The organism is Ulvibacter sp. MAR_2010_11 (assembly GCF_002813135.1).
GTDB lineage: Bacteria > Bacteroidota > Bacteroidia > Flavobacteriales > Flavobacteriaceae > Altibacter.
This window is the reverse complement of sequence record NZ_PHTY01000001.1, coordinates 860,732-880,093: the sequence shown is the minus strand read 5'-3', so window position 1 is coordinate 880,093 and position 19,362 is coordinate 860,732. Positions and strand designations below refer to the sequence as shown.

Annotated in this window: 18 protein-coding genes; 14 read left to right on the top strand and 4 right to left on the bottom strand. The window is 40.1% G+C overall.

Features of this window, described 5'->3' with window-relative positions; translation table 11 throughout:
- Window positions 1-6 precede the first annotated feature (6 nt).
- The 7 genes from ATE92_RS04230 to bioA all read left to right on the top strand — a co-directional run bounded on the left by ATE92_RS04230 (window position 7) and on the right by bioA (window position 8,886).
- Window positions 7-1,608, top strand: coding sequence for a DUF4270 domain-containing protein (locus ATE92_RS04230; protein ID WP_100802514.1), 1,602 nt, complete (start codon window positions 7-9; stop codon window positions 1,606-1,608).
- 11 nt (window positions 1,609-1,619) lie between these two features.
- Window positions 1,620-3,467: a glutamine--fructose-6-phosphate transaminase (isomerizing) gene (glmS, locus tag ATE92_RS04225; RefSeq protein ID WP_100802513.1), complete on the top strand. Its 1,848-nt coding sequence runs from the start codon at window positions 1,620-1,622 to the stop codon at window positions 3,465-3,467.
- Window positions 3,468-3,848: 381 nt separating this feature from the next.
- Complete coding sequence (atpD, locus tag ATE92_RS04220) at window positions 3,849-5,354, top strand: F0F1 ATP synthase subunit beta (protein ID WP_100802512.1); 1,506 nt, start codon at window positions 3,849-3,851, stop codon at window positions 5,352-5,354.
- A gap of 91 nt (window positions 5,355-5,445) precedes the next feature.
- Window positions 5,446-5,724 carry a F0F1 ATP synthase subunit epsilon gene (locus tag ATE92_RS04215; protein ID WP_100802511.1) on the top strand — a complete coding sequence of 93 codons (279 nt, stop codon included), beginning with the start codon at window positions 5,446-5,448 and terminating at the stop codon, window positions 5,722-5,724.
- 138 nt (window positions 5,725-5,862) lie between these two features.
- On the top strand, window positions 5,863-7,020 hold the full coding sequence (locus tag ATE92_RS04210) for an 8-amino-7-oxononanoate synthase (protein WP_100802510.1): 1,158 nt from the start codon (window positions 5,863-5,865) through the stop codon (window positions 7,018-7,020).
- Window positions 7,017-7,643: a dethiobiotin synthase gene (gene bioD, locus ATE92_RS04205; RefSeq protein WP_100802509.1), complete on the top strand. Its 627-nt coding sequence runs from the start codon at window positions 7,017-7,019 to the stop codon at window positions 7,641-7,643. The genes ATE92_RS04210 and bioD overlap by 4 nt, the downstream gene beginning before the upstream one ends.
- On the top strand, window positions 7,621-8,886 hold the full coding sequence (gene bioA, locus ATE92_RS04200) for an adenosylmethionine--8-amino-7-oxononanoate transaminase (protein ID WP_100804351.1): 1,266 nt from the start codon (window positions 7,621-7,623) through the stop codon (window positions 8,884-8,886). The genes bioD and bioA overlap by 23 nt, the downstream gene beginning before the upstream one ends.
- Here the strand turns inward: bioA and ATE92_RS04195 are convergent.
- Window positions 8,875-9,312: a cytochrome c oxidase assembly factor Coa1 family protein gene (locus tag ATE92_RS04195; protein WP_100802508.1), complete on the bottom strand. Its 438-nt coding sequence runs from the start codon at window positions 9,310-9,312 to the stop codon at window positions 8,875-8,877. The genes bioA and ATE92_RS04195 overlap by 12 nt on opposite strands.
- 67 nt (window positions 9,313-9,379) lie before the next feature.
- Between ATE92_RS04195 and ATE92_RS04190 the strand changes: the two genes are divergently transcribed.
- From ATE92_RS04190 to ATE92_RS04175, 4 genes are all read left to right on the top strand, one after another.
- Window positions 9,380-10,537 carry a beta-ketoacyl synthase N-terminal-like domain-containing protein gene (locus ATE92_RS04190; protein ID WP_100802507.1) on the top strand — a complete coding sequence of 386 codons (1,158 nt, stop codon included), beginning with the start codon at window positions 9,380-9,382 and terminating at the stop codon, window positions 10,535-10,537.
- A 150-nt stretch (window positions 10,538-10,687) separates the two neighbouring features.
- On the top strand, window positions 10,688-11,782 hold the full coding sequence (bioB, locus tag ATE92_RS04185; RefSeq protein WP_100802506.1) for a biotin synthase BioB: 1,095 nt from the start codon (window positions 10,688-10,690) through the stop codon (window positions 11,780-11,782).
- Between the two features lie 73 nt (window positions 11,783-11,855).
- Window positions 11,856-12,488: a fibronectin type III domain-containing protein gene (locus ATE92_RS04180; protein ID WP_157809555.1), complete on the top strand. Its 633-nt coding sequence runs from the start codon at window positions 11,856-11,858 to the stop codon at window positions 12,486-12,488.
- Window positions 12,489-12,627: 139 nt separating this feature from the next.
- Window positions 12,628-13,497, top strand: coding sequence for a cupin-like domain-containing protein (locus ATE92_RS04175; RefSeq protein ID WP_100802504.1), 870 nt, complete (start codon window positions 12,628-12,630; stop codon window positions 13,495-13,497).
- Window positions 13,498-13,524: 27 nt separating this feature from the next.
- On the opposite strand, the gene ATE92_RS04170 is transcribed toward ATE92_RS04175, so the two are convergent.
- From ATE92_RS04170 to ATE92_RS04160, 3 genes are all read right to left on the bottom strand, one after another.
- The gene (locus ATE92_RS04170) at window positions 13,525-14,001 is read right to left on the bottom strand and encodes a regulatory protein RecX (protein WP_100802503.1); all 477 of its coding nucleotides are present in this window, start codon (window positions 13,999-14,001) and stop codon (window positions 13,525-13,527) included.
- 75 nt (window positions 14,002-14,076) lie between these two features.
- Complete coding sequence (locus ATE92_RS04165; RefSeq protein ID WP_100802502.1) at window positions 14,077-15,630, bottom strand: ribonuclease E/G; 1,554 nt, start codon at window positions 15,628-15,630, stop codon at window positions 14,077-14,079.
- Between the two features lie 368 nt (window positions 15,631-15,998).
- Complete coding sequence (locus ATE92_RS04160) at window positions 15,999-16,289, bottom strand: HU family DNA-binding protein (RefSeq protein ID WP_100802501.1); 291 nt, start codon at window positions 16,287-16,289, stop codon at window positions 15,999-16,001.
- Window positions 16,290-16,416: 127 nt separating this feature from the next.
- Here ATE92_RS04160 and mutY point away from each other — a divergent pair, with 127 nt between their 5' ends.
- Genes mutY through ATE92_RS04145 form a run of 3 tightly spaced genes read left to right on the top strand, consistent with a single transcriptional unit; the run spans window position 16,417 to window position 19,356 of the window.
- Window positions 16,417-17,484: an A/G-specific adenine glycosylase gene (mutY, locus tag ATE92_RS04155; protein WP_100802500.1), complete on the top strand. Its 1,068-nt coding sequence runs from the start codon at window positions 16,417-16,419 to the stop codon at window positions 17,482-17,484.
- A 60-nt stretch (window positions 17,485-17,544) separates the two neighbouring features.
- A complete protein-coding gene (locus ATE92_RS04150) occupies window positions 17,545-18,003 on the top strand; it encodes a single-stranded DNA-binding protein (protein ID WP_100802499.1) in 459 nt (152 codons plus the stop codon).
- Window positions 18,004-18,024: 21 nt separating this feature from the next.
- Window positions 18,025-19,356, top strand: a complete 1,332-nt coding sequence (locus tag ATE92_RS04145; protein ID WP_100802498.1) for a gliding motility-associated protein GldE — start codon at window positions 18,025-18,027, stop codon at window positions 19,354-19,356.
- The last annotated feature ends 6 nt before the right edge of the window (window positions 19,357-19,362 follow it).

Below are 19,362 nucleotides of genomic sequence, written 5' to 3'. Positions count from 1 at the left end.
TTGCATATGAAAATCAAGTATACGTTGCCAAAATTAGCGGCAATATTTTTATTTATTATTGGTTTAGCTTCCTGTCAGGAAGATTTTGAACCTTTGGTGTCGAATATTGGGGTTCAAAACTTCGATTCGGATCTTTACATTAGTAATAATGTTGTGGCCTACAGCCGTAAATTACCACCGGTACAAACCAACGCCCTGCCATCATATCAACTGGGAATTTATAACGACCCGGTATACGGCAAGTCTACAGTTAATTTGCTTTCTCAAATATTGATGCAAAGCACGAATCCCGATTTTGGGGATAGTACCGAACTACAAAGTGTAATTCTCTACATCCCGTATTATGCAACCGGAACTACTACCGACGATGTCTTAACCTATAAACTGGATTCGGTGTATGGAGCCTCTCCCATAACTATTTCAATGTACGAATCGAATTATTTTTTAAGAGAATTCGATCCTGGAACTAACTTTGAGGAAGCGCAACAGTATTATTCTAGTCAGGGTCAACTTTTCAACAACTTTACAGGGCCGTTAATTCATACCATTGAAGATTTTATTCCAAGTGCGGCAGAAATAATTGTCACAGAAGACGATCCTGAAACCGAAGAAGACGAAGAAGAAAAACTACCTCCGGGATTGAGAGTGGAATTGCCTATCGAATATTTTCAGGAGAAAATCTTGAACAAAGAAGGAGGTTCCGAACTAATTAATAACAATAACTTTAAGGAGTACTTTAGAGGAGTTTATTTTAAAGCTACTTCAAATACAAATGACGGGTCTTTATTCATTTTTGACCTTTCAAAAGTTGAATTTTCTTTGAACTATACACATGTTGTGACCACGACATCCGATGGCAATACAACTTCAGAAACTGAAGAAGAATCCTTTTTATTGGGATTGGGTGGAATAAGCGTGAATGTATATGACAATGAATTAACACCAAGCATCGCAACTGCATTACAAAACCCCGATACCGAAAACGGGGAAGCAAACTTGTATTTAAGAGGGGGCGATGGCATTGTTACTATTGTAAATCTTTTTCAGGACGCAGATGTATTGAAAGTTGTGAATGGGGAACTGGTTGCAGGTTCAAATGGAATTCCGGATGAGTTGGATGAAATTCGAATAAAAAATTGGTTGATAAATGAAGCCAACCTCATTTTTTATGTAGATCAAAGTAAGGTTACCGGAGGAAGCGCCGAGCCGGAACGAATCGTTATTTTTGATGCGATTAATGGAAGATTGTTGAAGGATTACACCTTCGATATTAGCACGTCTACGCTCCCTGTAGAGGCAAAAACGGAACACCTGGGAAGATTGGACAGAGGAAGCGATGACAATGGTGATTTTTATAAAATTAGAATTACCAGTTTTGTAAGTGACCTGATTAGAAAAGATTCTACAAATGTGTCTTTGGGGCTTATGGTTAGTAATAATGTGTTGGTTCAGGATTTTCAGGATCTAGAAAACACGCAACCTCCCGGAATTAAAAGCATACCCGCCGCTAGTATTGTTTCTCCAAAAGGAACGGTATTGTTTGGCAATAATACCTCTAATCAAGAGAAAAAGTTAAAACTTCAAATATATTATACCAAACCTAATTAAATTAGTTTGCTATGTGTGGAATTGTCGGATATATTGGTAAAAGAGAAGCATTTCCTATACTTCTGAATGGTTTAAAACGTTTGGAATACCGTGGTTATGACAGTGCGGGAATTGCCTTATACGACGGTTCCGAAATTCAATTATGCAAGACAAAAGGGAAGGTTACCGATCTGGAAAGCAAAATAAACAATTCCATTACCACCAAAGGTAATCTTGGAATTGGTCACACACGTTGGGCAACCCATGGGGTCCCCAACGATATTAATTCGCATCCTCATTACTCACAGAGTGGAGATTTGGTAATTATTCACAACGGCATTATAGAAAATTACGGTTCCATTAAAAAGGAACTTACAAAGCGTGGCTATACCTTCGTCTCCGATACCGATACCGAGGTTCTTGTGAATCTTATTGAAGATATTAAAAAGAATGAAAAGGTAAAGCTAGGCAAAGCAGTGCAAATTGCGTTAAATCAGGTAGTAGGAGCATACGCAATCGCTTTGTTCGACCGGAACAAACCCGATGAAATTGTAGTTGCCAAACTTGGAAGTCCGTTAGCTATTGGAATTGGTGATGATGAATTCTTTGTAGCGAGTGACGCCTCTCCATTTATCGAATTTACCAATAAAACCATCTATCTTGAAGATGAAGAAATGGCAGTTATACGTCGAGGAAGAGAGGTAAAAGTTCGTAAGATAAAAGATGACAGCCTCGTAGCTCCTTATATTCATGAATTGCAATTAAATTTAGAGCAAATTGAAAAAGGTGGGTTCGACCATTTTATGCTGAAGGAAATTTATGAGCAACCTTCGGTAATTAAAGATACCTATCGCGGGCGCTTGTTGGCCAATGAAGGGATTATAAAATTGGGCGGACTTGAAGATTATATAGGTAAATTCACCAATGCAGACCGAATTATTATTGTTGCCTGTGGTACATCATGGCATGCCGGTTTGGTGGCCGAATATATTTTTGAAGACTGGGCACGAATTCCTGTTGAAGTTGAATACGCATCCGAATTTAGATACCGAAACCCAATTATTACTGAAAAAGACGTGGTCATAGCCATTTCTCAGAGTGGTGAAACAGCCGACACTCTGGCCGCAGTGAAACTGGCCAAAGAAAAGGGAGCTTTTGTGTACGGAATTTGTAACGTAGTGGGCTCAACGATCTCTCGCGAAACACATAGTGGAACCTATACGCACGCCGGACCTGAAATTGGAGTGGCTTCTACCAAAGCATTTACCACACAGATCACAGTTTTGACAATGATTGCCCTAAAACTGGCAAAGATAAAGGGGACAATTTCGCATTCCGATTATATGTTGCATCTACGGGAACTTGAAATGATTCCGGCAAAGGTGCAGGAAACTCTTGAAAGTGATGATAATATTAAGAAGATAGCTGAAATATTTAAAGATTCTAAAAACTTTTTATACCTCGGAAGAGGATACAACTTCCCCGTGGCTTTGGAAGGCGCTCTAAAGCTGAAGGAGATATCTTATATCCACGCCGAAGGATATCCTGCAGCAGAAATGAAACACGGTCCTATTGCCTTAATCGACGAGCACATGCCTGTGGTGGTTATTGCAGTAAATAGTAATCATTACGAAAAAGTAGTGAGTAATATTCAGGAAATTAAATCGCGGGCAGGGAAAATTATCGCTGTTGTTACCGAAGGAGATACTTCGGTGAAAGAGATGGCCGACTATATTATGGAAGTGCCCGATACCGCCGAAACCTTAACCCCATTGGTGACTACTATTCCTTTGCAATTATTATCTTATCATATTGCGGTAATGCTTGGCCGAAATGTAGATCAGCCGCGTAACTTGGCTAAGTCGGTTACGGTTGAATAGCTTTTTTTTAAGTGAGCAGTGAGTTTACCTACCGTAGGTAGGCAGTGAGCAGTGAGCAGTGAGTCATGAGACGTTAGTTGTGAGAAGAAATTATAATTTAATTTATTGATCATAGTTTTCAAATCCCAAATCCCAAATCCCAAATCGTACTTCGTTAATCATTAATAGTGAGCAGTGAGCAGTGTAGGTAATAGGAAAAAGTGAAAAACGCGGTGAGCTGCAGCATAAGCTTGCGAAATGCAAAGGGGAAGCTCTCCAAAAATCCTTCCAAAAAATTTGAACATTCCATTGCAATATTCTAAGAGAAAAAACTATCTTTGCACCGTTGAAAAACAGGGTGCTAAAGTCACCCCTAGATAACTAAAAAATAAACAGTTAATAATGTCACAAGTTACAGGAAAAGTTGCACAGATTATTGGCCCGGTAGTAGACGTTGAGTTTGCAAGCGGAGCAGAACTTCCAAAGATTTACGATTCGTTAGAAGTAGATAACAACGGAAATTTATTGATACTCGAAGTACAATCTCACATTGGTGAAAACACGGTACGTACCATCTCTATGGACTCTACCGATGGGTTAAGCCGTGGTGTTGATGCTGTAGCAACAGGAGCACCTATACAAATGCCTATTGGGGATGATGTATACGGACGTTTGTTCAACGTAATTGGGGATGCTATTGACGGAATCGGGAATTTGCCTAAAGCAGGTGATGACGGACTTCCAATTCACCGTGAAGCACCAAAATTTGAAGATCTATCAACTTCAACCGAAGTTTTATTTACAGGGATTAAAGTAATCGATTTGATTGAGCCTTACGCAAAAGGTGGGAAAATTGGATTATTTGGTGGTGCCGGAGTAGGTAAAACGGTTTTGATTCAGGAGCTGATTAACAATATTGCAAAAGGACACGGAGGTCTTTCTGTGTTTGCAGGAGTAGGTGAACGTACTCGTGAAGGAAACGATTTGTTACGTGAGATGTTGGAATCGGGTATTATTAAATACGGAGACGATTTTATGCATTCTATGGAAAACGGAGGATGGGATCTTTCGAAAGTAGACAAGAAAGTAATGAAAGAATCGAAGGCAACTTTCGTATTCGGACAGATGAACGAACCTCCCGGAGCTCGTGCTCGTGTGGCCTTATCGGGTCTTACAATTGCAGAATATTTCCGTGACGGAGCAGGTGATGGTCAAGGGAAGGACGTATTGTTCTTCGTAGACAACATTTTCCGATTTACTCAGGCCGGTTCTGAAGTATCTGCACTGCTTGGACGTATGCCATCTGCGGTAGGTTACCAACCTACATTGGCAACCGAGATGGGCGCGATGCAAGAGCGTATTACTTCTACTAAAAGAGGATCTATTACATCGGTACAAGCGGTATACGTACCTGCGGATGACCTTACCGATCCGGCGCCGGCAACTACCTTTGCCCACCTGGATGCAACTACGGTATTGTCTCGTAAAATTGCGGAATTAGGTATTTACCCTGCGGTGGATCCGTTGGATTCTACTTCTCGTATCCTAACAGCAGCTATTTTAGGAAAAGAACATTACGACTGTGCACAACGTGTAAAAGAGTTGTTACAGCGATATAAAGAATTACAGGATATTATTGCTATTCTTGGAATGGAAGAACTTTCGGAAGAAGATAAATTGGCAGTGCGTCGTGCACGTCGTGTACAACGTTTCTTGTCACAACCTTTCCACGTAGCGGAGCAGTTTACAGGTATTCCCGGAGTATTGGTAGATATTAAAGAAACAATAAAAGGTTTCAACATGATCATGGACGGTGAATTAGATCACCTTCCGGAAGCTGCCTTTAACCTAAAAGGTACTATCGAGGAAGCAATGGAAGCCGGAGAGAAAATGCTTGCTGAAGCGTAAATAAGTAATGAGATATTAGTATTGAGCTGCAAGATTGTGTAGTACACTGCTCTCAATACTTACTGCTCACTACTCAATACTATTTAAAACTATGTACTTAGAAATTGTAACCCCTGAAGCATCCATCGTATCGGGCGAAGTTGAATCGGTAACCGTACCGGGTGTTGAAGGACCCTTTCAGATGTTGAAGAATCACGCGGCCATCGTATCCTTACTGCAAGCCGGAAAAGTAAAGTTTCGTGGAAATCCGACTATTAAAGAAGGTTTCGAAAAGAAATTTACGAAGGAAGACAGTGGTAAGTGGGTAATGGAAATCAATGGTGGAACCGTTGAGTGTAAAGACAACAAAATAATTATATTGGCAGATTAAGCTTCGGCTTTTCTCTAGAGATACAACTTTTAAAAATCCCAAATTCCGATAGGAGTTTGGGATTTTATATTTTGGCATGTTTTATTTTAATTTGAAATAGTTGCCTTGGCTTTTAGGAAAGTTGGCTAAATTTGAAAAATGAATCTATTCCCCAAAAAACTTCAAAAAAAGTTGGACGAACGCAGCTCAAATGGAGCATTGCGTAGAATGGAAATTCAGAATTCGAGAGTTGATTTTTCGTCGAATGATTATTTGGGATTTAGTATTTCCGAAGCAATTTATGAGAAGGCTACGCTTCTATTAAAGGAAAGAAAGTTAAAGCAAAATGGTGCTACAGGCTCCAGACTGCTTAGTGGGAATTATTCGCTCTTTGAAGAAACCGAAGAGTTTATTGCTTCTTTTCACAAAGCTGAAGCTGCCCTGCTTTTTAACAGCGGCTACGATGCAAACATTGGATTGTTTAGCAGTGTGCCACAGCGAGGTGACCTTATTTTTTACGATGAATTAAGCCATGCATCGATTCGCGACGGCATTACAATGAGCAAAGCCAGAGGCATAAAGTTTAAGCATAACAACATTGAAGATTTAAAAGCTGGTATTGCACGAAACCAGAGTAATGCTGCTATATATATTGTAACCGAATCTGTTTTCTCAATGGACGGCGATAGTCCCGATTTACAGGAACTGGCAGCTTATTGCAAAAGCAATAACTATTTTCTCATTATAGATGAAGCCCACGCTTTAGGAGTTATGGGAAAAGGGAAGGGAGTGGTGCAGGAATTGGGGCTTGAGGCCAACGTTTTTGCGCGAATCATGACCTTTGGGAAAGGATTAGGGTGTCATGGTGCTGTTATCCTAGGCTCACAGCGGTTAAAGGAGTATTTAACAAATTTTTCGAGAAGTTTTATCTATACAACAGCCTTACCACCTCATTCGGTAGCTACTATTTTCACTGCCTATCGTCAACTTGAGAAAAGCATTATGATTTCTCCCGAAAGTAATGAAATAATCACTCTTCATCGTAACATCGCAATATTACGAAATAGCATCGATGAGCATGAGCTTGAACAGTATTTTATAAAGAGTGAGTCGGCCATACAGTGTTGTATTATTCCGGGGAATGAAAAGGTAAGAAGTGTAGCCGAAAAATTAGGAGAGAAGGGATTTGACGTAAAACCCATTCTTTCCCCAACCGTACCCGAAGGTCGGGAACGTCTTAGAATTTGTGTGCATAGTTATAATTCACCCGTCGAGATTAAGACCATGATATCATATTTACATACTTTATTACCATGAAAGAAACCTATTTTATAACCGGCAATGGAACAGACGTAGGTAAAACAATTGTCTCGGCAATTGTGACCGAAATTTTGCATGCAGATTACTGGAAACCAATACAGGCCGGGGATCTTGCCAACAGTGATACAAATAAGGTGAAACAACTTGTCTCAAATACAAAATCCAAATTTCACGACAGTGCATTCAATTTAAAAACACCAATGAGTCCGCATGCTGCGGCGAAAATTGATGGGGTCGAGATTCAATTAAGCAGTATACAACGTCCCACCACATCCAATACGTTGGTAATAGAGGGCGCCGGAGGCTTGTTGGTTCCATTAAACACGACCGAGACGGTTTTAGATTTAATCAATCTGAATGATAAGATAGTAGTTGTTTCAGGGCATTATCTGGGAAGCATCAATCATACCCTACTAACTATAGAAGTACTAAAGCTAAGAGGTTTTGAAATCTTTGGAATTATCTTTAACGGTGTTGAAAATTCCGAAACCGAAGAAGTTATTAAAAAAATGTCCGGAGTGCCAATTTTAGGGAGAGTTGATATAGAACCTTATTTCGACAAAAATGTGGTAATGGAATATGCCGAAAAATTTAGAAATGACGCTTTCAGAAAGAGATAAAAAACACATCTGGCATCCGTTAACTCAGCATCAAACTGCCACACCTCCCATTGGTATTGTAAAGGCAAAAGGGGCTTTGATGTGGGATGAAAACGGGAAGGAATATATCGACGGAATTGCATCATGGTATACCGCCATGTACGGGCACTGTAATGATGCAATTATAACCGCAGTTTCAAATCAGTTGAAAGAGCTCGATCAGATAGTATTTACAGGATTTACACATAAACCCGCTGTGGAACTTTCCGAAAAACTAATGGCGATACTTCCTTCCCATCTCCAAAAGATATTTTTTAACGACAATGGTTCTACAGCGGTTGAAGCGGGAATTAAAATGGCGTTGCAATACCATTTTAACAAGGGTGAAAAGCGTAATACGCTGATTGCTTTTGAAGACGGTTTTCACGGAGATACCTTTGGCGCCATGAGTGTTTCGGGACTTTCGGTGTACAATGGGCCTTTTGAAGATTTTTTTCTGAATGTGAAGCGCATTCCGGTGCCTCAAAAGCATAATCTTACGGAAGTTCTTTCAAAACTGAAGGAAATAATTTCGGAAAACAACTGTGCTGCCTTTGTATATGAACCTCTTGTACAAGGCGCCGCCGGGATGAAATTTCACAACGCCGAAGGTCTTGAAACCTTACTACAACTCTGTAAAGAAAATGAGGTGTTGTGCATCGCCGATGAGGTGATGACGGGTTTCGGGAAAACCGGTACAAATTTCGCGTCCGAATACTTGAAAACGCAGCCCGATATTATGTGTCTTAGCAAGGCCCTTACTGCAGGAGTAGCTGCTATGAGTATTACGGCTTGTTCGCAGGTGGTGTTCGATGCTTTTTTGGATGATGAAATCGCAAAGGGTTTTTTCCATGCACATACCTACAGCGCCAATCCGTTGGCATGTTCGGCGGCAATTGCGGGAATCGATTTACTTACTTCTGCCGAAATTCAAAATGATATTTTAAGAATTGAAAGACTTCACAAAGCCTTCTCCGAAAAAATTAAAGCACATAAAAAAGTAGCGGCAGTTCGCACGCTAGGCGTGATATTTGCCTTAGACCTCAATGTAGAAATGGAGCGTTATGGTACGCTCAGAAATATCCTTTTCGATCATTTTATGGCAGAAGGTGTTTTTTTAAGACCCTTGGGAAATACAGTTTATATTCTGCCACCCTATATAATTTCAAACGATCAATTGCACAAAATCTACAATACCATTGAAAGTGCCCTATCAATTGTCTAAATCGGTTTCCGGTGCCAGCAGTGATATGGTCTCTCCCGAATTTTTTATCTGAACCTCCAGAAGGTGGTATATCCATTCATCTCCCGGTTTGTTAGCAAAAACAGAAAGTACAGCTTCACCCTTTGGGCCTTTTATAGGAATAGACAAATTGGCCTGGCCCTCTCCGTTGTTATAGTTTAAACTTCCCATTGTCATCCCGTCCTGTTCGATTGGTTCTCCAATTGCAGCAACCACTAGTTCGTTTTCCTGCGCTTTGGACATTGCTTCTTTATACGGATCGGAATCGGTTAAGAGGGAGGTTACACCCATAACAAGGGTGCCTGCAAATACAACAAAAAGGATAATCGCAACCAGGCAACCTCCCGTGGGAACGACCCATTTCCAGTTTCGGCCGAACCAATTTTTGTGTGGGATATTTTCTTCCATTTAATTTAGTTTTAAGCTGGCTTACGAAATCCAGAACCTGTATTTTTGCTCCAAATTAGTAAAAAAATTGCAGCTACCTATCACCATTTCGGGAATCGCTTCTGTTTCGGCTTTGGGAACTTCACAGGATGAAGTTTGGCAACGTTATATTTTGGGGCAACCCCTTTTTAGTAAGGAAATTTTTAACGGAAAGGAGAGTTGGATTTCCGCTATTACTGCTGAAGGAGATACTTCTTTAAGCAAACTCCGTGACTCGAATGTACATTACAATCGTCTTGATCGCACGGTGCTTTTGGCAATGTTGGCAACAAAAAAGATGGCCTCCATGGTTTCATTAACCGGGAAGAGAGCCGGAATAAATATTGGTTCTTCCCGCGGTGCCACCCAATTATTTGAAGCGTATCATCAACAATTTTTAACAGATGGAAGTGTCTCGGCTTATACTTCGCCAACGACTACCTTGGGAAACATATCTTCATGGGTGGGACAAGAACTGGGAACTGATGGAATTGCGATAGATCATTCGGTTACCTGTTCCACCGCCATGCATGCACTATTAAATGGGATTGCATGGTTAGGGGCCAATATGGCCGATGCTTTTTTGGTTGGGGGAAGTGAAGCAGCGCTTACGCCTTTTACCATGGCTCAGATACAGGGGATGAAATTGTATTCCACCACCGAAAATGTGATGGCATGCGAGTCGATGCGATTGCAAAAAACCAAAAACACGATGGTACTTGGCGAGGGAGCGGCAGTTGCCTTACTCGAAAGGGGAATTTCTGAAAAGACTCAGGCTGTGATACAAGGTTATGGCTTTGCGACCGAAACACTGGAACACAGCAGCTCTATTTCGGCCAACGGAGTGTGTTTTCAGAAATCGATGAAAATGGCGCTCGACAATGCGAAGCTAGAATCGGTAGATGTAATTGTATTGCACGCCCCCGGAACGGTAAAAGGCGATATGGCAGAATACAACGCCATTGCAAAGGTATTCAGTCAAAAATTACCGCTGCTTACTTCAAACAAATGGTTGGTAGGACATACCTTTGCGGCATCGGGGATGTTGAGTATAGAAATGGCAATTTTAATGTTGCAACACAACAAACTTATTGAGAATCCTTTTTTTTCTAATCAGCGGGATCTCCCGAAAACACTGAAAACCATCATGATAAATGCTGTTGGTTTTGGTGGAAATGCTGTTAGTATTATTCTTTCCAAACCTTAAAATGAACCATATAAATTACATATTTTTAAGACCGGCTTAGGGGTTGCAGCGACATCCTCCCGACCTGTTTGGGAGATACAGCGGAAAACCCGACCCTCTGAAACCGTTGTTGACGGTGAAAGAGGGGAAGCCCCAAAAGACAAGCTATTTATGAGTGAAATAAAACACAACCGAACGCGCGAAGAAATTCTATCCATTTACAACAAGCCAATGATGGAGTTGCTGTATGAGGCAGCAACCGTACATCGCGAGTTTCATAATCCGAATGAGGTACAGGTTTCTACCTTACTTTCCATTAAAACCGGGGGTTGTCCGGAAGATTGCGGATACTGTCCGCAGGCGGCACGGTACCATACCAATATTGAAGGAAATGACCTGATGAGTGTTCAGCAAGTTAAGGCGCAGGCGTTACGCGCAAAGGCTTCGGGAAGTTCCAGAGTTTGTATGGGAGCGGCCTGGCGAAATGTAAAGGACGGGAAAGAATTTGATCAGGTGTTGGAAATGGTACGCACCATCAACAAACTGGAGATGGAGGTGTGTTGTACGTTGGGCATGATTACTGAAAATCAGGCGAAACGTTTGGCTGAAGCCGGTTTATACGCCTATAATCACAATTTGGATACTTCGGAAGATTACTATAAGGATGTAATTTCTACTCGTGCATATCAAGACAGATTGGATACTATTGGCAATGTGCGAAAGACCAATGTGACGGTTTGCAGTGGCGGAATTATAGGGATGGGAGAAAAACTGGAGGATCGCGCCGGAATGCTGGTGGCATTGGCGAGTTTGAATCCGCAGCCCGAATCGGTTCCCATTAATGCTTTGGTGGCAGTACCGGGAACACCTATGGAGGATGCAGCGCCAATTTCTATATGGGAAATGATACGGATGGTTGCCACCACACGAATTGTAATGCCGCAAACGCAGGTACGCTTATCGGCCGGAAGAACAGAAATGAGCAGGGAAGGGCAGGCCATGTGCTTTTTCGCCGGGGCAAATTCGATTTTTGCAGGGGATAAACTCCTTACTACGCCAAATCCGGATGTACATGAAGACATGGAAATGTTTAAGCTGTTAGGACTAGAACCACAGAAGGCATTTGTAAAAAAAGCCCAACCCGAAACCGTAGAAGCGGAAGCATCTCAATTTCAACCTCTGGGAGAAAAACCCAAATGGTCACGACCGCAGCATACAATTGAACGCAATGAAGAGGCCAAGCAAAAGGCAAAAGCTTCCAATTAATTACAACAAATTTTCAAAGCTCTTAAATAATTACCCATTCTTTTCGTTTAACAACAAAACAAACATAATAACTATGAAAAAGCTATTTTTAGTATTGCTTCTGGTAGCCACAGTCATTTCTTGTAAAAAGGATGACGACGGAGGAAATAATAATTGTCCGAAACCGGCCTCTATTTCTGCTATCCAAATTAACAGTACCTCTATTTTCTTTGAGTGGGATGCAACTAATGGGACTGCATGGCAGTTCGAATACGGCCCAACAGGCTTTCAGTTGGGGAACGGAACAGTGGTTTCGACCTCTCAGGTAAATTATTTAATAAACGGATTGACACCTTCTACAGCCTATACTATTTATTTGCGCAACAATTGCGGTAGTGGAGGATTTAGTGAATATAGAACCTTCGATTTTATTACTTCTGAACCTGCTGTAAGCTGCAATGCACCTACAAACCTTCAGCAAACACAGATTGGGTCAACCTTTATTGATATTACTTGGGTGGAAAACAACGAAACTGCATGGCAGGTTGAGTATGGATCGGTAGGTCACCCGGTAGGTAGTGGTACTACAGAGGATACCTCGCAGAGTAATTACCGAATTGATAATTTAACACCGTCGACCACCTACGAGATTTATGTACGTGCCAATTGCGGTTCGGATGGATATAGCACCTATACGCCGGCCCTGGTAATCACCACCAATAATTAAGATAATCTTTATAAATGAGACAAAGGCCGATTTTATCGGCCTTTCTTTTTGGAATGATTTAAGATAGATTCAGTATTTCGGATATTAAATTAACGTAAGGTTATGGTTATCTTTTGTAATTTTGAGGTTTATTTGTTTTATGCAATTACAGGAGATAGACCGCGTAGCAACCATCACAAAGGAGGACTTCCTTGCCAATTACTTTAGGCCGCAAAAGCCGGTGGTAATTGAACAATTTATAGAGGACTGGCCGGCATATGAAAAATGGAACCTGGATTATATGGCTGAAATTGCCGGAGATAAGACAGTGCCCTTATACGACAACCGCCCTGTAAATCATAAGGAAGGATTTAACGAACCTCACGCCACCATGAAAATGAGTGAGTATGTCGATTTGCTGAAGCGAGAGCCTACTAAATTCAGAATTTTTCTATGGAATATTTTAAAGGAAATTCCCGAGTTGCAAAAGGATTTTTCGTACCCCGATTTTGGATTGAAGTTACTTAAAGGATTACCCATGTTGTTCTTTGGGGGGAAAGACAGCTACACCTTTATGCATTACGATATCGATTTGGCCAATATCTTCCACTTTCATTTCCATGGAAAAAAAGAAGTGATTTTGTTCGACCAGAAGCAAAACGACTTTTTATATAAAATTCCTCATTCATTAATCACTAGAGAGGATATAGATTTTGCAGATCCGGATTATAAAAAATGGCCGGCATTAAAGCAAGCTCAGGGTTATGTTTCACATTTAGAACACGGAAATGTGTTGTATATGCCTGAAGGGTATTGGCATTATATGCGGTATATCACTCCGGGATTTTCTATGAGTTTACGAGCCATTGCCAGAAATCCCGTAAACTTAAGCAAGGCGCTGTACAATATTTTTATTATGCGTCATTTCGACAATTTTATGCGGAAGATGAAGGGTCAGGCCTGGATAGATGCCAAAAATGAAAAGGCTGTTACGCGTACCCATGAAAAACTTGGGATTTCTCAATCTTAGGGGTGGGTGTTTTATTGAAGTAAGTTGTCAATCTATGAGTTCTCTTACCTTTTCATATACCAAATGACTCTCCCAGCCTCTGTAAAGCAGGTAGTCGGCTAATTTTTTTCTTTTTTTCTGAAGGTTTTTTTCTGAGGTGAGTTGTGTAAGACGCTTTTGGGCGAGTGTGTCGAAAGTGGTTCTATAATTGGTTTCTGAAATTTCTTTCAGGGCCAAAGTGATATTGTATTTTGAAATCTCCCGAAGCTTCAGCTCGTTTACAATTCGATTTTTCCCCCATTTTTTGGTGTTGAATTTTCCTCGGGCGAAGGCTCGAGAGAATCGACTTTCATTTAAAAAATCGTGTTGCAGTAAGTGGTGAATAATTTGATCGACTGCAGCCGGAATCATTCGCATTTCCTTTAATTTTTGATGTACTTCCTTATGGCAGCGTTCCTGATAGGCACAGTAGCGTTCCATACGTCGGGTCGCTTCGGTAACAGAGTATGTTTTATGCGTTTTCAAGCTTGAAATTTAGAAAATCTTTATAAAAAAGGCATAAAAAAACCCTCCTTAGCTAAAGCTATGGAGGGTTTCGTTTTATTTTATCAATTCCCCGTTTTTGTCGTGGAAGTGATATTCAAGATACGTGTAAGCGTCTCTAGGTTGAATTTTGACCCATTTTTTGTGCTCCATAAACCACTTGGTTCGCACAGATGGAAAACCTTTGGTTAAAAAGGCCGCTATAAAAGGATGCGCATTTAGCGTAAACTTCTTATAGTCTTTTTGGAAAAGGCGTTTCACCTCTTCATTAATCTTATCTACCACTATGATAGGCGCCTCAATTTCACTGCTTTCGTCGCCCCCAAGGTTATCGGGGTCTTCTTCGCGTGTTTTAATATTCATTTCGGGCCTCACACGTTGGCGAGTAATCTGTATTAGTCCAAATTTACTTGGAGGGAGTATTTTGTGTTTTGCGCGATCGTCACTCATTTCATCACGAAGATGATTGAATAATTTCTTGCGGTTATTGGCATTACCCATATCGATAAAATCGACCACGATTATACCTCCCATGTCTCGTAAGCGTAATTGTCGTGCAACCTCTGTGGCAGCAATTAAATTAACTTCGAGCGCCGTGTCTTCCTGGTTTTTGGATTTGTTACTACGGTTCCCACTGTTCACGTCTATAACGTGCATGGCTTCTGTATGTTCAATTACCAAATAGGCTCCTTTACTACCGGAGACCGTTTTACCGAAGGAAGTTTTAATTTGACGCTCAATCCCAAATTTTTCAAAAATGGGCACTTTCGAGTCATAATACTTTACGATATTCTCTTTATTAGGTGCAATTTCCTGCACATAATCTTTTATTTGTAAGTAGAGTGTTTCGTCGTCTATGTGTATTGCCGAAAAAGAATCGTTAAAAACATCCCGGATCATAGAAGACCCTCTACTCAATTCACTTAGCACCTTACTAGGATGGTGCGCTCCTTGTAGCTTTTTACACATCGCTGTCCAGCGATCTGTGAGATTTTGTAAATCTCTATCCAGTTCTGCTACTTTTTTGCCCTCTGCTACAGTACGTATAATAACTCCAAATCCTTTAGGTTTAATGCTTGTAATTAAGCGTTTTAACCGTTCCTTTTCTTCTCTGGATTCTATCTTTTGTGAAATAGAAACTCGGTCTGAAAAGGGAACCAATACAATATAACGTCCGGCTATGGAAAGCTCGGAGCTAATTCTTGGTCCTTTTGTGGATATGGGTTCTTTAACGATTTGTACCAGAATAGATTGATTGGATTTAAGGGCGTCGTTAATGCCTCCGTTTTTATCAATCTCTTTGTCAAATGGGAATTCATTTAAAGAGTAATCTTTAAGTTTACCTGTGCTTACACGTTTTACGAATTTTAAAAGAGAGAGAACTTTAGGTCCTAAATCGTGATAATGCAAAAATGCATCTTTTTCGTAACCTACATTCACAAATGCAGCATTAAGACCGGGAACAGTTTTACGGATTTTGGCGATATATACATCACCAACCGCAAATTTGTTTCCTTCTTCCTCTTTGTTTAATTCGACTAGTTTTCCATCTTTTAATAAGGCAAAATCAACTTCTTGTGAACTGGATCTAATGAATAATTCGTAGTTCACTTTAATTAATTTTTATCCATCCACCAAAGGCGGACAAATGGATTAAACAATAATTTATCACAGGTTTTTTGTCACCCCGCATTGCATGCGGGAATAAACCCGTCGAAACCATAGGCTTTCAGGTATAAAAGCGATACAATTTCATTTTCAAAGAACTTTTTCAAGCCAATTTCTTTCCCAAGGCAGTTGCGTTTTGGAAAACTGTTCGGGAAAGGCATCGAAGTGTTTTTTAAATGAAAAAAGTAGTTGGAAAACTACTTTTTCTTGTGGCGGTTTGCGCGTCTTCTTTTCTTGCGCTTATGCGTTGCTACCTTATGTCTTTTTCTTTTTTTACCACTAGGCATACTAACTTTTTTTAAATGTTATTATTATTTTACTTCAACATTAGTTTTAACGCCTTCTACAAATATTTTTGCAGGTTTAAACGCCGGAATGTTGTGTGCGGGGATTTTGATAGTTGTGTTTTTTGAAATATTTCTACCGGTTTTCTCGGCTCTTTTCTTGATGATGAAACTTCCAAATCCTCTTAAGTACACGTTGTCTCCACTTTCCAGAGAACTTTTAACTTCATCCATAAAGGTTTCTACTGTAGCCTGAACATCTCCTTTTTCCATGCCTAATTTCTCTGAAATTTTAGCTACGATATCTGCTTTCGTCATTCTGTAAATTGTTTTAATTATAATATTAGGTTTATTTTTTTCAAGAGGGCAAATATAAGGATTTTAAAATCAATAATTCAAACCATAATCCGTTAAATTATAATTAGATATAGGCTATTTTTGTTAAATGCCCAAAAAGACCTCTTTTTTTTCTAAAAAACTCATTTCGTGGTATTTAACTAATAAACGTGACTTACCTTGGCGTAGTACATCCAACCCATATTTTATTTGGCTTTCTGAAGTAATCTTGCAGCAAACCCGTGTAGCACAAGGCCTGCCTTATTATTTACAATTTATTAAGGCATTTCCTACTATCGAACAGCTTGCCGCTGCCCCTGAAACTAAAATTTTAAAACTATGGCAGGGTCTGGGTTATTATTCCAGAGCCAGGAATATGCATTTCACTGCAAAATATATAGTAAACTCTTTAAATGGAAAATTTCCCACAACCTCTCAAGGGCTTTTACAGTTAAAAGGAGTTGGAGATTATACCGCAAGTGCTATCGCCTCAATTTGTTATAACGAACCCGCGGCGGTGGTTGATGGAAACGTCTATAGAGTACTTTCCCGGGTCTTTGGCATTTTTACTCCTATAAATGAAACTCGGGGCATTAAGGAATTTAAAGCCTTGGCACAGGAATTAATAGACCCTGAGCAACCGGGAAGGTACAATCAGGCGGTTATGGAATTTGGAGCCCGCTATTGTGTGCCTCAAAATCCCGATTGTGAAGGTTGTATTTTTAATGATCGTTGCGAGGCATTCAGGATGAAAAAAGTTGGTGAGCTACCGGTAAAAATCAAGAAGCTACAAATTAAAAAACGCTACTTTAATTATATAGTACCAATTTCGGCAGACAATAAAACAATTTTACAACAGCGCAAGGGTAAAGGAATCTGGCAGCAACTGTATGAGTTTCCTCTTATTGAACAGCCTTCCGCAGTAAATATTGAAGAGCTAAAACAACTGGAAGAGTTTCAAACCTTTTCAGCAAATTATTGCGCGGAAGATACGGCCTTGTATAATGAAACACCGATTGTGCATAAACTATCGCACCAGCACTTGTATACCCATTTTTGGATTGTGGAAGTATCCAACTTAGAAGAGAAGGGGATTCCATTTTCTGAAGTTTCCGACTTTGCTGTTCCCGTACTAATACAAAACTTTATTTCAAATTTTTCTCAATGGAATCATTGAAAAATTAGCTATATTTAAAACGCATGCTATACCTTTGTATATTAATTTAATTTGAAGATTATGAGTGGGACATTAAACAAAGTAATGCTGATTGGGCATACGGGAGATGACGTAAAAATGCACTATTTTGAAGGCGGTGGGAGTATAGGTAGATTTCCACTTGCAACCAACGAGTCGTACACCAATCGTACTACCGGTGAAAAGGTAACCAATACCGAATGGCATAATATTGTAGTGCGGAATAAGGCTGCTGAAATTTGCGAAAAGTACTTAAAAAAAGGAGATAAGATTTACGTAGAAGGTAGGTTAAAGACCCGTAAATGGCAGGATGACCAGGGCAACGATCGCTACAGTACCGAAATTCAATGTGTCGATTTCACCTTCTTAACACCCAAGGGTGATATGGGAGCAATGCCCGACAACAATTCGGCAGCGTCCAATGCTTCGGCTGAATCGAACAATAAGGCACCTCAGGTTGAGCATTCTATTGGAGAGGACAATGACGATTTGCCCTTTTAATGTTTAACGAAACCTAACACATTGGATATAGAGCCTCCTAGTTTATTATTTTTTGCTTTAGTTGACGTTACCCAAATACCCAGTATCGTTTTATTGATTGTTTTGCTAGGCTGTTCTGCACTTATTTCAGGCGCCGAGGTTGCTTTCTTTTCCCTTGTAACAACCGATTTTGAAGGAAGCGACGAGAAATCACCATCCAAAAAAATGGCGATTGTCAAAAAATTGTTGTCAAAACCCAAAAAGCTGCTGGCTACAATTTTGGTCGCCAACAATTCCATCAACATCGCTATAGTTTTATTGTTCGAATCGCTTAGTTCTATTTGGTTCGAAGATTTGAATTATCGCCTTAATTTCTACTTTTTTCAGATAGACGCGGTTTTTCTTGTTAAAATTGGAGTCGTAACCTTTCTAATTTTATTATTTGGAGAGATTCTTCCTAAAGTATACGCAAGTAGGAACAGGGTATCCTTTTCGGCACTAATGGCATATCCTCTTAATGTGTTGGACAAATTGTTTGCACCTTTAAGTCTGCCCATGCGGTCTGCGACTATTTATCTGCATCGAAAATTCGGGAAACAAAAATCCAATCTTAGCGTGGATCAGTTATCACAGGCGCTCGAACTAACAAGTCAGGCAGATACAACCCATGAGGAACAAAAGATCTTAAAGGGAATTGTTACCTTCGGAAATACCGATACCAAACAGGTGATGAAGCCTCGAATGGAAATATTCGCACTGAATGAAGAAAGTACTTTCAAAGAAATTATGCCCGACATTATTGCAAGAGGGTACTCCCGAATTCCTGTGTATAAGGACAATATCGACACCATTACAGGGGTATTGTATGTAAAGGACCTTATTCCGTTTATAGACCGAAAAGTTTTGGATTGGAAATCGTTGAAACGGGATGCTTATTTTGTTCCCGAAAATAAAAAGCTGGACGATTTGCTGAATGAATTTAAAGACATGAAAATGCACTTGGCGATTGTGGTGGATGAATATGGAGGAACCAGCGGACTTATCTCACTGGAAGATATTATTGAAGAAATTGTAGGTGAGATTAGTGACGAATTTGACGATGAGGATCTAATTTTTTCGAAACTAGACGAACACACCTTTGTTTTTGAAGGTAAAACACCTTTAAAGGATTTTTACAAAGTGATTCAGGTGGACAACGCCGAACTTTTTGAGGATGCAAAAGGCGAAGCCGAAACTCTAGCCGGTTTTCTGCTGGAAATATCCAAAGGCTTTCCGAAGAAGGACGAAGTAATATCTTTCCATCATTATGCGTTTACTATTGAAGCATTCGATAATAAACGCATCAAACAAATAAAGCTTTCCATTGTGAACTAAAACCAA